The sequence below is a fragment of the Streptomyces sp. NRRL F-5755 genome, from assembly GCF_001279365.1.
Taxonomy (GTDB): Bacteria; Actinomycetota; Actinomycetes; order Streptomycetales; family Streptomycetaceae; genus Streptomyces; species Streptomyces rimosus.
Map to the genome: position 1 here is coordinate 24,511 of NZ_LGCW01000304.1, position 13,506 is coordinate 38,016.

Here is a 13,506-nt window from a genome sequence, read left to right on the forward strand (position 1 = left end):
CACCGTCCCGCCCCACCGCGGCCGCGGCATCGCACCCCGGCCGCCCCGCCCCGCGGCCGGCCCCCGCCCCCGCCGCCTGCCCAGAACACGCCGTCCGCCAAGGACATGCCGTCCGCCAAGGACGTGTCCGAGGACATGTCCAGGACAAGATCCCCGAGGGGAGTGCGCCATCAACGCAGCACCCACGATCAGCCGCCCGGCCGAGCCGGGCTCCGCCGCCGTCGAACTCCGCGGCATCACCAAGCGGTTCCCCGGTGTCGTGGCCAACCATGACATCGACCTGACCGTCCGCCGCGGCACCGTGCACGCCCTGTGCGGCGAGAACGGCGCGGGCAAGTCGACGCTGATGAAGATCCTTTACGGCATGCAGAAGCCGGACGAGGGCACCATCACGCTCGACGGCGAGCAGGCGGCGCTCAGCACCCCCGCGGACGCCATCGCCCGCGGCATCGGCATGGTGCACCAGCACTTCATGCTCGCCGACAACCTCTCCGTCCTGGAGAACGTCGTGCTCGGCGCGGAGAAGCTGCACGGCATCGGCGCCAAGGCCCGTACGAAGATCATGGAGATCTCGGACGCGTACGGCCTGGCCATCCGGCCCGATGTCCTCGTGGAGGACCTCGGTGTCGCGGACCGCCAGCGGGTGGAGATCCTGAAGGTCCTCTACCGCGGCGCCCGTACGCTCATCCTCGACGAGCCGACCGCGGTCCTCGTCCCGCAGGAGGTCGACGCGCTGTTCGACAACCTGCGGGAGCTGAAGTCGGAGGGCCTGACCGTCATCTTCATCTCGCACAAGCTGGGCGAGGTGCTGTCGGTCGCGGACGACATCACGGTCATCCGCCGGGGCACCACCGTCGCCTCCGTGGAGCCGTCGAAGACCACGCCGAAGCAGCTCGCGGAGCTGATGGTGGGCAGCGAGCTGCCGTCGCCGGAGACGCGCGAGTCGACGGTGACGGACACGCCGATGCTGGGGGTCGAAGACCTCCGGCTGTGCGCCACCGACTCCGACGGAGTCGTCCGCACCGTGCTGGACGGGATCACCTTCACCATCCACAAGGGCGAGGTGCTGGGCGTCGCCGGTGTCGAGGGCAACGGCCAGGCCGAACTGGTCGAGGCGATCATGGGCACCCGCACCCTGGACGGCGGCACCGTGACGCTGGACGGTCAGGACCTGACCCGGGCCAGCACCCGCAAGCGCCGCGAGGGCGGCATCGGGTACGTACCCGAGGACCGCCACCGGCACGCGCTGCTCCTGGAAGCACCCCTGTGGGAGAACCGCATCCTCGGGCATGTCACCGAGCGCCCCAACAGCAAGGGCCGGCTGCTCGACCTGGCCGCGGCCCGCAAGGACACCGAGCGGATCGTCGCCGAGTACGACGTGCGGACGCCCGGCATCGAGGTGACGGCGGCCTCGCTGTCCGGCGGCAACCAGCAGAAGCTGATCGTCGGCCGCGAGATGAGCCACCACCCCAAGCTGCTGATCGCCGCCCACCCCACGCGGGGCGTGGACGTCGGCGCGCAGGCGCAGATCTGGGAGCAGATCCGTGCCGCGCGCCGGGAGGGCCTGGCGGTGCTGCTGATCTCTGCTGACCTGGACGAGCTGATCGGGCTCTCCGACACCCTGCGGGTGATGTACCGGGGCCGGCTGGTCGCGGACGCCGACCCCGCGACCATCACCCCGGAGGAGTTGGGCTCGGCCATGACCGGTGCCGCCAGCGGTCACCTCACCGCTGAAGACGCTGACACCCGCGAGGGCGGTGACCGGGAGTGAAGACGCTCACCAGGTCGCTGACCAAGGACAAGGTGCTGCTGGCGCTCGCCGCGCCGCTGCTGGCCATCGCCGCCGCGTTCGTCATCAGTTCGCTGGTCTTCCTGGCCTCGGGCGAGAACCCGCTGCGGGCCTACTGGATCATGGCCGACTACGGCCACTACAGCGACAGCCAGGTCTGGATCATCAACAAGGCGGTGCCGTACTACCTGTCGGCACTGGCGGTCGCCATCGGCTTCCGCATGAACCTCTTCAACATCGGTGTGGACGGGCAGTACCGGCTCGCGGCCTTCGCGGCCGCCGCGGTCGGCGGCGCGATCGCACTGCCCGGCGCCCTCCAGATCATCCTGCTCATCGTCATCGCGATGCTGGTGGGCGCGCTGTGGTCGGGCATCGCGGGCGTACTGAAGACCTCGCGCGGCGTCAGCGAGGTGATCACCACGATCATGCTGAACGCCATCGCCGCCTCGGTGATCGGCTACTTCCTCCAGGACGGCCGTCTCGCTATCAAGGACGGCAACCTCCTGCACACCAAGTTCCTGCCGGAGTCCAGCCACTTCTTCAGCTTCCCGACCCACCCCAAGCCGGTCTACGGCTTCGTGGTGATCGCGGCGCTGGCCGGGTTCGTCTACTGGTTCGTGCTCAACCGCACCCGCTTCGGTTTCGACCTGCGCGCGGTGGGCGCCTCCGAGCCGGCCGCCGAGGCCAGCGGCGTCAGCGTCAAGCGGATGATCGTCATCTCGATGCTGCTCTCGGGCGCCGCGGCCGGTCTGGTCGGCATGCCCACGCTGCTCGGCGAGTCCTTCAACTACGGCACCGACTTCCCGGCCGGCATCGGCTTCACCGGCATCGCCATCGCGCTGCTGGGCCGCAACCACCCGGTGGGCATGGCCTTCGGCGCCCTGCTGTGGGCGTTCCTCGACCGCACCGGCTCCCGCCTGGAGTTCGAGGGGTACGCGCAGGAGATCGTCGGCGTCATCCAGGGCGTGATCGTGCTGTGCGTGGTCATCGCGTACGAGATCGTGCGCCGCTACGGGCTGCGCGCCCAGCAGCGCAAGGTCGGCGAGGAACTGGCCGCCCAGGCCCGTGCCAACGAGAACGACAAGGCGGAGGCGACCGCGTGAGTACCGAACTCAAGCCCGCGGCCCGGCCCGGCGCCACCGCGTCGGGCGGCGGACGCCGCAAGCTGACCTACCCGGTGATCCTGCTGATCGTCGCCGGGGCGATCGTCGCGGTGTCCGTGCTGCGCGCGGTCACCGGCACCAACGACCTGACCTCCGCCGGACAGTTCAGCGCGGCGCTCGCCGCCGCCACCTCGATCGGCCTGGCCGGTCTCGGCGGCCTGTGGGCCGAGCGGGCCGGCGTGGTCAACATCGGCCTCGAAGGCATGATGATGCTCGGCTCGTTCGCGGCCGGCTGGGTCGGCTGGCAGCACGGCCCGTGGGCCGCCGCGGCCATCGGCATCCTGGGCGGCGCGCTCGGCGGCCTGGTGCACGCGATCGCCACCGTCACCTTCGGCGTCGACCACATCGTCTCCGGTGTCGCCATCAACATCCTGGCGCTGGGCGCCACGCAGTACCTGGCCACGCTCTGGTTCGGGGCCGAGGGCAGCGCCGCGATGCAGGCGGGCGGCAACGACAAGCAGTCGCCGCCGATGGCCGACATGCCGACGTTCAGCATCCCGGGCCTCTCGGACTGGCTGCAGTCGGTCGAGAACCACCACTGGTTCCTCGTCTCCGACGTGGCCGGCATCCTCGGCGGCCTGGTCACCAACGTCTCCTGGCTCACCGTGCTGGCCGTCCTGCTCTTCGTCGGCACCTTCTACCTGCTGTGGCGCTCGTCCTTCGGCCTGCGCCTGCGCTCCTGCGGCGAGGCGCCGGTCTCGGCCGAGTCGCTGGGCGTCAACGTCTACACGTACAAGTACGCGGCGGTGCTGGTCTCCGGCGCGCTGGCCGGCCTCGGCGGCGCGTTCCTCTCGATCAGCACGCACTTCTACCAGGACGGGCAGACCGGCGGCCGCGGCTACATCGGCCTGGCCACGATGATCTTCGGCAACTGGCGGCCCGGTGGCGTCGCGATGGGCGCCGGACTGTTCGGCTTCATGGACGCCATGCAGCTGCGCAGCGGCGGCCCGACCGTACACGCCCTGCTGCTGGGTCTGGCCGCGCTGCTCGCCGTACTGGCGCTGTTCCGCCTGCGCGCCGCCAAGCGCGCGCAGGCGGCGGTCTCCGGCGCCGCGGCGGTGCTCCTCGTGCTCTGGTACTTCGCGACCGACGCGGTGCCGCTGGAGCTGGTCGAGGCCAGCCCGTACATCGCCACGCTGCTGGTGCTGGCCCTGTTCGCGCAACGGCTGCGACCCCCGAAGGCCAACGGCAAGCCGTACCGGCGGGGGCAGGGCACATGACGCACGACGGCCCGATGGACGAGGGCCGGGCGCCGGTCGACTGGGAAGAGCTCCGCGAGGCGGCCCGGGACGCGATGTCCCGGGCGTACGCCCCGTACTCCGGCTACCCGGTCGGCGCGGCGGCCCTGGCCGACGACGGGCGTACGGTCGTCGGCTGCAACGTCGAGAACGCCTCGTACGGACTGGGCCTGTGCGCCGAATGCGGCCTGGTCTCCGCGCTGGCCGCCACCGGCGGCGGCCGGCTGACCGCCTTCACCTGCGTGGACGGCCGGGGTGAGCTGCTGGTCCCGTGCGGCCGTTGCCGCCAGCTGCTGTACGAGCACGGCGGCCCCGACCTCCTGATCGACGGCGGGGACGCGGGCGTACGGCGCCTGAGCGACCTGCTCCCCGACGCGTTCGGCCCCCAGCACCTGGCCCGCTAGCGGATCACCGGCCCGCACCGCACCCCAGCGGTGCGGGCCTCTCGATCTCCGGGCTCTATGCGTGTAGAACTGTGTGCGCCCGCTCGCCGCGTCGTTCCCGGGTACAGGGACGGGCTGAGCCGGCCGTTCCACGGAAAGGAAGCCCAGATGGACGTCATCTCGGTCATCCGCGCGAAGCGCGACAAGCAGGAGCTGACCCCCGAGCAGATCGACTGGGTCATCGACGCCTATACGCGCGGCGAGGTCGCCCACGAGCAGATGTCGGCCCTGGCGATGGCGATCTTCCTCAACGGCATGAACCGTACGGAGATCGCCCGCTGGACCGCCGCCATGATCGCCTCCGGCGAGCGGATGAACTTCTCCACGCTGGCCCGCCCGACCGCGGACAAGCACTCCACCGGCGGCGTCGGCGACAAGATCACGCTGCCGCTCGCGCCTCTCGTCGCCGCCTGCGGCGCCGCCGTACCGCAGCTCTCCGGCCGCGGCCTCGGCCACACCGGCGGCACCCTCGACAAGCTGGAGTCCATCCCCGGCTGGCGCGCGCTGCTGTCCAACGCCGAGATGATGGACGTACTGGACCGCGTCGGCTCCGTCATCTGCGCGGCGGGCGACGGCCTGGCCCCCGCCGACAAGAAGCTCTACGCGCTGCGCGACGTCACCGGCACCGTCGAGGCCATCCCGCTCATCGCGTCCTCGATCATGTCCAAGAAGATCGCCGAGGGCACCGGCTCGCTCGTCCTGGACGTCAAGGTCGGCTCCGGCGCCTTCATGAAGACCATCGAGGACGCCCGCGAACTCGCCACCACCATGGTCGAACTCGGCACCGACCACGGTGTACGGACCTCCGCCCTGCTCACCGACATGTCCACCCCGCTCGGCCTGACCGCCGGCAACGCCCTCGAAGTCCGCGAGTCCGTCGAGGTCCTGGCGGGCGGCGGCCCGGCCGACGTCGTCGAACTCACCCTGGCCCTGGCCCGTGAAATGCTCGACGCGGCGGGACTGAAGGACGCCGATCCGGCCAAGGCCCTCGCCGACGGCTCCGCCATGGACCACTGGCGCCGCATGATCCAGGCCCAGGGCGGCGACCCCGACGCGCCGCTCCCGGTCGCCCGCGAGCAGCACACCGTCAACGCCGCCTCCTCCGGCGTCCTCACCACCCTCGACGCGTACGCCGTGGGCGTCTCCGCCTGGCGCCTGGGCGCGGGCCGCGCCCGCAAGGAGGACCCGGTGCAGGCGGGTGCGGGCATCGAACTCCACGCCAAGCCCGGCGACGAGGTCAAGGAGGGCCAGCCCCTCCTCACCCTCCACACCGACACCCCCGAAAAACTCCCCTACGCCCTCGAAGCCCTCGACGGCGGCGTCCTCATCGCCCCGCCCGGCACGGAGTTCACGCCGCGGCCGGTGGTGCTGGACCGCATCGGCTGATCCGGCCCCCCGCCACGGCCGCCGGGCGTGCCCCTCGGGGGCGCGCCCGGCGCGCGCCGCGCTGCGACCGGTGGTGTGCTGGAAGCACCTGACGAGGAGAGCGGCGATGGCCAAGAAGAAGGACGACTTCGGCAAGGGCGACAAGGTCACCTGGAAGAGCCACGGCAGTGAGGCCGTGGGCAAGGTGGAGAAGAAGATCACCGGGCGTACGGAGGAGGCGGGCCGCACGGTGGACGCCTCGCCGGACGAGCCGCAGTACAAGGTCCGCAGCGAGAAGTCCGGCGGCTCGGCCGTGCACAAGCCCGGCGCCCTGAAGAAGCGGTCCTGAGGCCGTGGCGAAGACGCAGGACGACCGGGACTCCGTCTGGCACGGCTTCGAGGGGGCATGCTCCGTTGAAGGGGTGAGGGAGGAATCGTTCGGGTGAACGGGGGCGGCCGGACGCCCCCGGTCCGGCGGGGCGTGCTGAGGTCGGGGCCTGGCGACTTGAGGGGGCCTCATGGTGGTGTGGGACGAGCTGACCCGGTTCCGGCGGGAGGCGAAGTGGCCCGAGGGCTGCAAGGTGCAGATCGTCGGGGGACTCGTCGTGGTGGAGCCCCCACCGGACGGCGCCCACAACGACACGGTGGATGAGCTCCAGCGCCTGCTGTACACCGTCATTCCCCGCGACTGGGGGATCTACCAGGCCCTGGAGCTGACGCTTGCCGGTGCGCGCGGACTGTTCGTCCCGGACGTGTCGGTCGTCCCCAAGAAACGGTGCGCGGCGGACGTACCCCGGCTCGTCGCCGAAGTCACCTCCTGGAGCGGGGCGCACCACGACCGCGTAGAAAAGCTCCACGCCTACGCTGCCACCGGCGTCCCCCTCTACCTCCTCCTGGACCCCTGGCACTCCGGCAGGCCGACCGCGACCCTGTACGGCGAGCCGGAGGGCGGCTCGTACCGGGTGCTGGAGATGGTGAAGTACGGCGACGAGCTGCGGCTGCCCGCACCGTTCGACGTCACCGTCGACACCTCGCTGTTCCCCGTCGGATGACGAAGGGCCCACCCCACCAGGACAGGTGGCGGGACGGGCCCTTCGGGCTGCGAGGGGCCGCTACGCGGCCTTGCGCAGGTGGGGGACGCGGCGTTCCGCCATCGCCTTGCGCGTCGCGTACAGCGTGATCGACGCGGCGCCCACCATCGCGGCCAGGCCCAGGGCCACGGTGGCCTCCCAGCCGCCCGCGTAGAACGCCGCCGCGCCGAGCGCGCCGCCGATGCTGCTGCCGACGTAGTACGCGCACTGGTACAGCGCGGACGCCTGCGCGCGTGCCGTCTTCGCCGCGCGGCTCACGGAGGACGACGCCACCGCGTGGCCCGCGAAGAAGCCGGCGGTGATCAGGACCAGGCCCAGCAGGACCGCTACGAGCGATGCGGTGAGGGTGAGCAGGAGGCCCGCCGCCGTGGTGCCGACGGCGAGGTAGAGGGCTCCGCGCCGGCCGACGCGGCCGACCAGGCGGCCCGCGGCGGCGGAGGAGACCGTGCCGACGAGGTAGATCAGGAAGATCGAGCCGACGATGCCCTGGGGGAGGTTGAAGGGTTCGTCGACGAGGCGGTAGCCGATGACCGTGTAGACCGCGCCGAAGACCGTCATGAAGAGGGCGCCGATGCCGTACAGGCGGCGCAGCAGCGGGTCGGAGAGGTGGCCGCCGAGGGTGCGGGCCAGCGCGCGCGGTCCGACCTTGCGGGCGGCGAAGTGCCGGGCCTTGGGGACCAGGAGGCGGAAGGTCACGGCGCACACCACGGCCATCACGCCGACCGCGCCCAGCGCCGCGCGCCAGCCCCACGCCTGGGCCACCCAGCCCGTGACGATCCGGCCCGACATGCCGCCGATGCTGTTGCCCGCGACGAACAGGCCGATCGCGGCGACCAGCGCCTTGGCCCGTACCTCCTCGGCCAGGAACGCCATCGCGGAGGCCGGCAGTCCGGCCAGCGCCACGCCCTGGACGGCGCGCAGCGCGACCAGCCAGCCCAGGTCGGGGGCGAACGGGACCAGCATGGCGATCACCGCGGCGACCGACAGGGAGGCGGTCATCATCGTGCGGCGGCCGAAGCGTTCGGACAGCGCGCTCAGCGGGATGACGGCCAGGGCCAGGCCGAAGGTCGCGGCCGACACGGTCCAGCTGGCCTGGTCGGGGGTGACGGCGAGGTCGGCGGAGATCGCGGGGAGCAGCGCCTGTGTCGAGTACAGGAGCGCGAAGGTGGCGACGCCCGCGGCGAACAGCGCGAAGCTCATCCGGCGGTAGCCGGGGCCGCCCGGGTGCAGCTTGGCGGCCTCGGGGTCGGGCGCCGGGTGCGCGTCGGCGGCGGGCGTGGGGGAGGTGACGGGGGACGACTGCGCGGAGGCGTCGGCGCGCGCGGCGGCCGACGCCCCGGTATCAGCGGGAGGCATGATCCGAACGTAAGCCCGCGGCTTTCATGCGTCCAATGCATAGAAACGCCATAATCGATGCTGTGGCACATAACAGCAGCTCAGGCCAGCCTCTGTCGCAAGCCCGCAACAGAAAAGACATGCGGGCAACGGCGGAGCCGGCGGAGACCGCGGACCTCGGGGTGGATTCATGGGCGCTGGCCCTGACACCACGGCTCGCGCAGTTCGCCGCCGTCGCGCGCCACGAGCACGTCACGCGCGCCGCCCACGAGCTGGGCATGCCGCAGTCCACCCTCAGCCGCGCCATCGTCCGTCTGGAGGACGACCTCGGCGTGGCGCTCTTCGCCCGGCACGGCCGGACCCTCTCCCTCACCCCGGCGGGCCGCGCCTTCCTGGCCTCCACCGAGCGCGCGCTGCTGGACGTGGAGCGCGCCACCGAGTCCGTACGGGCCGACACCGACCCCACGGCGGGCAAGGTCGCCTTCGGCTTCCTGCACACGATGGGCTCGGAAACCGTACCGGGCCTGTTGCGCGCCTTCCGCGCCGACCATCCGCGGGTGCGCTTCCAGCTAGTGCAGAACTACGGCGAGGCGATGATCGAGCGGTTGCGCGCCGGCGACCTCGACCTGTGTCTGACCTCGCCCGTACCGGACTACCCGGACCTGGTCGCCCGCCGCCTGGACGAGCAGAAGCTGCGGCTGGTGGTGCCGGACGACCATCCGCTGGCCGCCCGCAAGCGCGTCCGGCTGGCGGAGGCGGCGGGGGAACTGTTCGTCACCCTGGAGCCGGGGTACGGGCTGCGCCGTATCACCGACGCGCTGTGCGCCGAGGCCGGGTTCACGCCCAAGGTCGCGTTCGAGGGGGAAGAGGCGGAGACGCTGCGCGGCCTGGTCGCGGCGGGGCTCGGCGTGGCACTGCTGCCGCCGCCCGCCGTGCCGCGGCCCGGCGTCGCCGAGCTGACGGTCACGGCGCCGCGCGCGGTCCGTGAGATCGGGGTGGCCTGGATGGACGGCCACCCCGACACCCCGCCGGTGGCGGCGTTCAAGAAGTTCCTGCTGGGGCGGCGGGGGCAGCTGATCCCCCGGTGAGGGGACAGGCGCCCGTCACTCCTCGCCCGCGTCCTCGGGATCGCCGTACTGCACGGTCATGAACTCGATGGCGACCGTGCCGCCCGGGTCGAGGACGTAGACGCCGCGGCCGCCCCAGCGGTGGTTGATCTCGCCCTGCCGCCGGTGGAACGGGTCGGCCCAGAAGCGCAGCGACTGCTTCTGGATACGGTCGAAGATCGCGTCGAACTCCTCGTCGGTGACCAGGAACGCGACATGGCTGCCGTTGATCGCGTCCGGCTCCACCGCGCTGTCGAGGAAGTCGATGCCGACGCCGTTGGCGGTCTGCACCTGGGTGAACGGGCCCCAGTCGGTGGGCGCGGGGCCGTCCATGAGGTCGCTGAGGAAGGCGGCGGTGGCCTTCTGGTCGCGGCAGTGGACGATCACGTGGTCGAGCGTGTTCGGCATCGGACCCCCTGCGGTCGGCCGGACTGACGATCGGTGGGGCGGAGTATAGGCAGGGGCGGGCGCCGTGCAAGGGGTGCGGCGCCGGGCGAGGGCCGCCCGCTCGGCGGACGCGGGCGCTCCGGACGCGCGGAGCCCGCGCCCCGGCCCCTCAGTGCTTCAGCGACTCCCCGAAGCCCGAGGCCAGCGGCATCCGCAGGCCCAGCGGCGGCGGTGCCGCCAGCGCGTCCGCCACCGGGCGGGCGTAGCCGTGGGCGAACAGCGAGCCCAGCATGAAGTCGGCGGCCAGGGCCAGCACTTCGGAGCGGTGCTGGTGCAGGGAGTGGCCGTCCGAGTGGACCTCGAAGCGGCAGACATCGCGGTTGATCTTCTTGGCGCGCTCCGCGTAGCGGTAGGACAGCTCGGGGTCGGTGCGCTCGTCGTTCGTCCCGTGGACGAGCAGCACCTGCCGGCCGGCGAGCTGCTTCACCGGTACGGAGTCGCTCTCCTCCGGGCCGAGGTCGGGAATCCACGGGGCCAGCGCCAGTACGGAGTGGACCGCCGGGTGGCCCGCGGCGTGCAGCGCGGCGCGTGCGCCCATGCCCGTACCGGCCAGGCAGACCGGGACGTCGCCGTACCGCCGTACGACTTCCTCCAGCGCCCACGCGGCGTCCGCCGCCGGGTGGGCCGCCGGGCCGTTCCAGCCGCGGCAGCGGTAGTGCACGACATGCGCCACCAGGCCGTCGCGCCGCCCCGCGCGGGCCAGCCGGGCGGCCAGCGGGCGGGTCGCCAGAGTGGACAGGGGGGAGGGGCGCCGGGTGCCGGACGGGCAGCCCTCGGGCAGTAACAGCGCGACGCCGCACACCGCCCGTCCCGCCCCGGCCGCTCCCAGCGGTTTTCCCAGCCGGGCACCGCGCACCGGCAACGCTTGCTGAGCCATGACCGAAACGATGGCAGAAGGCGGCCCACGGGAAACCCCGTGTACGGGTCACCGTTGGATATCGTTCGTGAAGTTCTACGCGCGTAGGGGCTACAGTGCCGAGATGACGAGCGAGACCACCAACCTTCCGACGGGCGACCAGATCCGCCGCGCGCCCAAGGTGCTGCTGCACGACCACCTGGACGGCGGCCTGCGCCCCGCCACCGTCGTCGACCTGGCCCGCGAGACGGGCTACGACGGCCTGCCCGAGACCGACCCCGAAAAGCTCGGCGTCTGGTTCCGCGAGGCAGCCGACTCCGGCTCGCTGGAGCGCTACCTGGAGACCTTCGCGCACACCTGCGCCGTCATGCAGACCCGCGACGCCCTCAAGCGGGTGGCCGCGGAGTGCGCCGAGGACCTCGCGGCCGACGGCGTGGTGTACGCCGAGGTGCGCTACGCGCCCGAGCAGCACCTGGAGAAGGGCCTGAGCCTCGAAGAGGTCGTCGAGGCGGTCAACGAGGGCTTCCGCGAGGGCGAGCGGCGCGCCCGCGCGGCCGGCCACCGCATCCGCGTCGGCGCGCTGCTGACCGCCATGCGGCACGCGGCCCGCGCCCTGGAGATCGCCGAACTGGCCAACCGCTACCGCGACCTGGGCGTCGTCGGCTTCGACATCGCGGGCGCGGAGGCCGGCTTCCCGCCCACCCGCCACCTCGACGCGTTCGAGTACCTCAAGCGGGAGAACAACCACTTCACCATCCACGCGGGCGAGGCGTTCGGCCTGCCGTCGATCTGGCAGGCGCTCCAGTGGTGCGGCGCCGACCGGCTGGGCCACGGCGTGCGCATCACCGACGACATGGAGGTGGCCGAGGACGGCTCGGTGAAGCTGGGCCGGCTGGCCTCGTACGTACGGGACAAGCGCATCCCGCTGGAGATGTGCCCCACCTCCAACCTCCAGACCGGCGCCGCCACCTCGTACGCGGAGCACCCGATCGGCCTGCTGCGCCGTCTGCAGTTCCGTCTGACGGTCAACACCGACAACCGTCTGATGAGCGGCACCAGCATGTCCCGGGAATTCGAGCACCTGGTGGAGACATTTCGATACACGCTCGACGACATGCAGTGGTTCACCGTCAATGCGATGAAGAGCGCGTTCATTCCTTTCGATGAACGGCTGGCGATGATCAACGATGTCATCAAGCCGGGTTACGCGGAACTGCGCTCCGAATGGCTGTTCCAGCACGTGGACACCGTACCCGCGGTGATCAGCGAATATCGCTCCGAGTAACCGGGGCGACTGCGGCTGCGAAATGTGACTGGTGTGTCAAGCGCCGGTCGCATTTCCGCTCCGCCGGGTGTTTGCGGCGTGTCGGTGGCCTGGCTAGATTCCGGTGCCGGTCAAACTCCCATCACAAGGATGTATTTCCATGAAGCAGGGAACCATCAAGACGCTCGGTGCCGCGGCCGTCGGTGTCGCCTTCGCCGCCACCGCGGCCGGGACCGCTTCCGCCGCCACGCCGGCCGGGACGGTCCCGGCGGCCGATGTCGCCGGCGCGCTCCAGGCCGTGCAGAACCTGCCGGTCGAGAAGACCGCCAAGGGCATCACCGACAAGGGCTCCGACCACAGCCTGAAGGCCAACAACAAGGGCAACCTGCTCGGCGGCCTGCCTGCGGGCGGTGTGACCAAGGCCCTGCCGGCCCTCGGCTGAGGCCCGCCGGACGCGGCGGTCCGTCCCGGAGCGGGAGTGGCCGTGCCCCGGCCCGTACGACACGTACGGGCCGGGGCACGGCCATGTGTGCGCTCCCGTGGCGCCCGGTCACCAGGCGGTGCGGCTCGCGTTCTTCTCCGAGGGGATGAACAGCCACAGGCCCAGGTAGAGCAGGAACTGCGGGCCGGGCAGCAGACACGAGAGAAGGAAGATCACTCGCATCGTCGCGGGCGTGGTGCCGAAGCGCTGCGCCAGGCCCGCGCACACTCCGGCGATCATCCTGTTGTTGCGGGGGCGGACCAGTGCGGCGGCCATGGTTCTCCACTCCTTCTCGACTGCGGTTCGGAGCCGTTCGCCCCGATGTCTCAAAGGTAGGTCCGGGAACCCGACAGGGCGTCGGCCTGCGGTGCGATACCGACCCTGGTCATGGTGGGGGCCGGGCGGGCGGGGGGATCATCCTTGCGGCGTAGCCGGGACCGGAACCCTGGTACGACCAGCAGGTGCGCGAGTGCTACCCCGGCGGTGTTGAGCAGCACCATGTCCACGTCCGGCACCCGGCCGGGCACCCCGGCCTGGAACAGTTCGATGCTCAGCGAGACCATCGCGCCGGTGAAGACCGTACGGGCCAGCGAGCCCAGCGGAGAAACGTTCAGGCGCCCGGCCGCCATCGGCAGCAGGATGCCCAGCGGCGCCAGCAGCAGCACCGCGCCCCCGAGGTTCTGCACGGCCTCCCACGGGCCGTGCGCCAGCTCGGCACGGATCGTCGCCAGCGGCCGGAAGTTCGCGGCGGGCACCCAGGGGACCGTACGGGGGCGCAGCGTCAGCCAGCCGACGATCAGCAGATGCGCCACCAGGAGGACGGCTCCCGCGGCGCGCATACGGAGGGCGGCGGAACCGCCGCGGCCATGACCCTGCACACAGGCCAGGACGCGCCTACCGGCGGCCGTGGTTCCGTAAGGACCGGTGA

The 13,506-nt window shown here is 71.9% G+C and carries 15 protein-coding genes; 10 read left to right on the forward strand and 5 right to left on the reverse strand.

The genetic code is table 11. From position 1 onward, the window contains the following. Positions 1 to 259: 259 nt before the first annotated feature. The 7 genes from ADK86_RS34355 (at position 260) to ADK86_RS34385 (ending at position 7,050) form a co-directional block, all read left to right on the forward strand. Positions 260 to 1,771 carry an ABC transporter ATP-binding protein gene (locus ADK86_RS34355; RefSeq protein ID WP_053700133.1) on the forward strand — a complete coding sequence of 504 codons (1,512 nt, stop codon included), beginning with the start codon at positions 260 to 262 and terminating at the stop codon, positions 1,769 to 1,771. Then, positions 1,768 to 2,892 (forward strand): ABC transporter permease, encoded by a 1,125-nt coding sequence (locus ADK86_RS34360; RefSeq protein ID WP_053700134.1) that lies wholly within the window; start codon positions 1,768 to 1,770, stop codon positions 2,890 to 2,892. Before ADK86_RS34355 ends, ADK86_RS34360 begins: the two co-directional genes overlap by 4 nt. Further along, positions 2,889 to 4,172 carry an ABC transporter permease gene (locus ADK86_RS34365; protein ID WP_053700135.1) on the forward strand — a complete coding sequence of 428 codons (1,284 nt, stop codon included), beginning with the start codon at positions 2,889 to 2,891 and terminating at the stop codon, positions 4,170 to 4,172. Before ADK86_RS34360 ends, ADK86_RS34365 begins: the two co-directional genes overlap by 4 nt. A 14-nt stretch (positions 4,173 to 4,186) precedes the next feature. After that, positions 4,187 to 4,594, forward strand: coding sequence for a cytidine deaminase (locus tag ADK86_RS34370; protein WP_053700136.1), 408 nt, complete (start codon positions 4,187 to 4,189; stop codon positions 4,592 to 4,594). A gap of 147 nt (positions 4,595 to 4,741) precedes the next feature. Then, positions 4,742 to 6,019: a thymidine phosphorylase gene (locus ADK86_RS34375; RefSeq protein WP_053700137.1), complete on the forward strand. Its 1,278-nt coding sequence runs from the start codon at positions 4,742 to 4,744 to the stop codon at positions 6,017 to 6,019. Between the two features lie 106 nt (positions 6,020 to 6,125). Next, the gene (locus ADK86_RS34380) at positions 6,126 to 6,347 is read left to right on the forward strand and encodes a DUF2945 domain-containing protein (protein ID WP_053700138.1); all 222 of its coding nucleotides are present in this window, start codon (positions 6,126 to 6,128) and stop codon (positions 6,345 to 6,347) included. Between the two features lie 169 nt (positions 6,348 to 6,516). Further along, positions 6,517 to 7,050 (forward strand): Uma2 family endonuclease, encoded by a 534-nt coding sequence (locus tag ADK86_RS34385; RefSeq protein ID WP_053700139.1) that lies wholly within the window; start codon positions 6,517 to 6,519, stop codon positions 7,048 to 7,050. A 60-nt stretch (positions 7,051 to 7,110) separates the two neighbouring features. On the opposite strand, the gene ADK86_RS34390 is transcribed toward ADK86_RS34385, so the two are convergent. Then, entirely contained in the window at positions 7,111 to 8,445 is a 1,335-nt protein-coding gene (locus ADK86_RS34390) for an MFS transporter (protein WP_053700140.1), read from the reverse strand. Between the two features lie 62 nt (positions 8,446 to 8,507). Between ADK86_RS34390 and ADK86_RS34395 the strand changes: the two genes are divergently transcribed. Beyond that, a complete protein-coding gene (locus tag ADK86_RS34395) occupies positions 8,508 to 9,512 on the forward strand; it encodes a LysR family transcriptional regulator (RefSeq protein ID WP_078952450.1) in 1,005 nt (334 codons plus the stop codon). Positions 9,513 to 9,527: 15 nt separating this feature from the next. On the opposite strand, the gene ADK86_RS34400 is transcribed toward ADK86_RS34395, so the two are convergent. Then, positions 9,528 to 9,938: a VOC family protein gene (locus ADK86_RS34400; RefSeq protein WP_053700141.1), complete on the reverse strand. Its 411-nt coding sequence runs from the start codon at positions 9,936 to 9,938 to the stop codon at positions 9,528 to 9,530. A 148-nt stretch (positions 9,939 to 10,086) separates the two neighbouring features. After that, on the reverse strand, positions 10,087 to 10,854 hold the full coding sequence (locus ADK86_RS34405; RefSeq protein ID WP_030586641.1) for a hypothetical protein: 768 nt from the start codon (positions 10,852 to 10,854) through the stop codon (positions 10,087 to 10,089). Between the two features lie 103 nt (positions 10,855 to 10,957). Between ADK86_RS34405 and ADK86_RS34410 the strand changes: the two genes are divergently transcribed. Continuing rightward, positions 10,958 to 12,118 carry an adenosine deaminase gene (locus ADK86_RS34410; RefSeq protein ID WP_053700142.1) on the forward strand — a complete coding sequence of 387 codons (1,161 nt, stop codon included), beginning with the start codon at positions 10,958 to 10,960 and terminating at the stop codon, positions 12,116 to 12,118. Between the two features lie 139 nt (positions 12,119 to 12,257). Beyond that, positions 12,258 to 12,539 carry a hypothetical protein gene (locus ADK86_RS34415; protein WP_053700143.1) on the forward strand — a complete coding sequence of 94 codons (282 nt, stop codon included), beginning with the start codon at positions 12,258 to 12,260 and terminating at the stop codon, positions 12,537 to 12,539. A 108-nt stretch (positions 12,540 to 12,647) separates the two neighbouring features. Here the strand turns inward: ADK86_RS34415 and ADK86_RS34420 are convergent, their stop codons facing one another. Together ADK86_RS34420 and ADK86_RS34425 are read right to left on the reverse strand one after the other, a co-directional pair. Continuing rightward, a complete protein-coding gene (locus ADK86_RS34420; protein ID WP_030586649.1) occupies positions 12,648 to 12,854 on the reverse strand; it encodes a PspC domain-containing protein in 207 nt (68 codons plus the stop codon). A gap of 50 nt (positions 12,855 to 12,904) precedes the next feature. After that, entirely contained in the window at positions 12,905 to 13,417 is a 513-nt protein-coding gene (locus ADK86_RS34425) for a VanZ family protein (protein WP_199821596.1), read from the reverse strand. Positions 13,418 to 13,506: the final 89 nt, after the last annotated feature.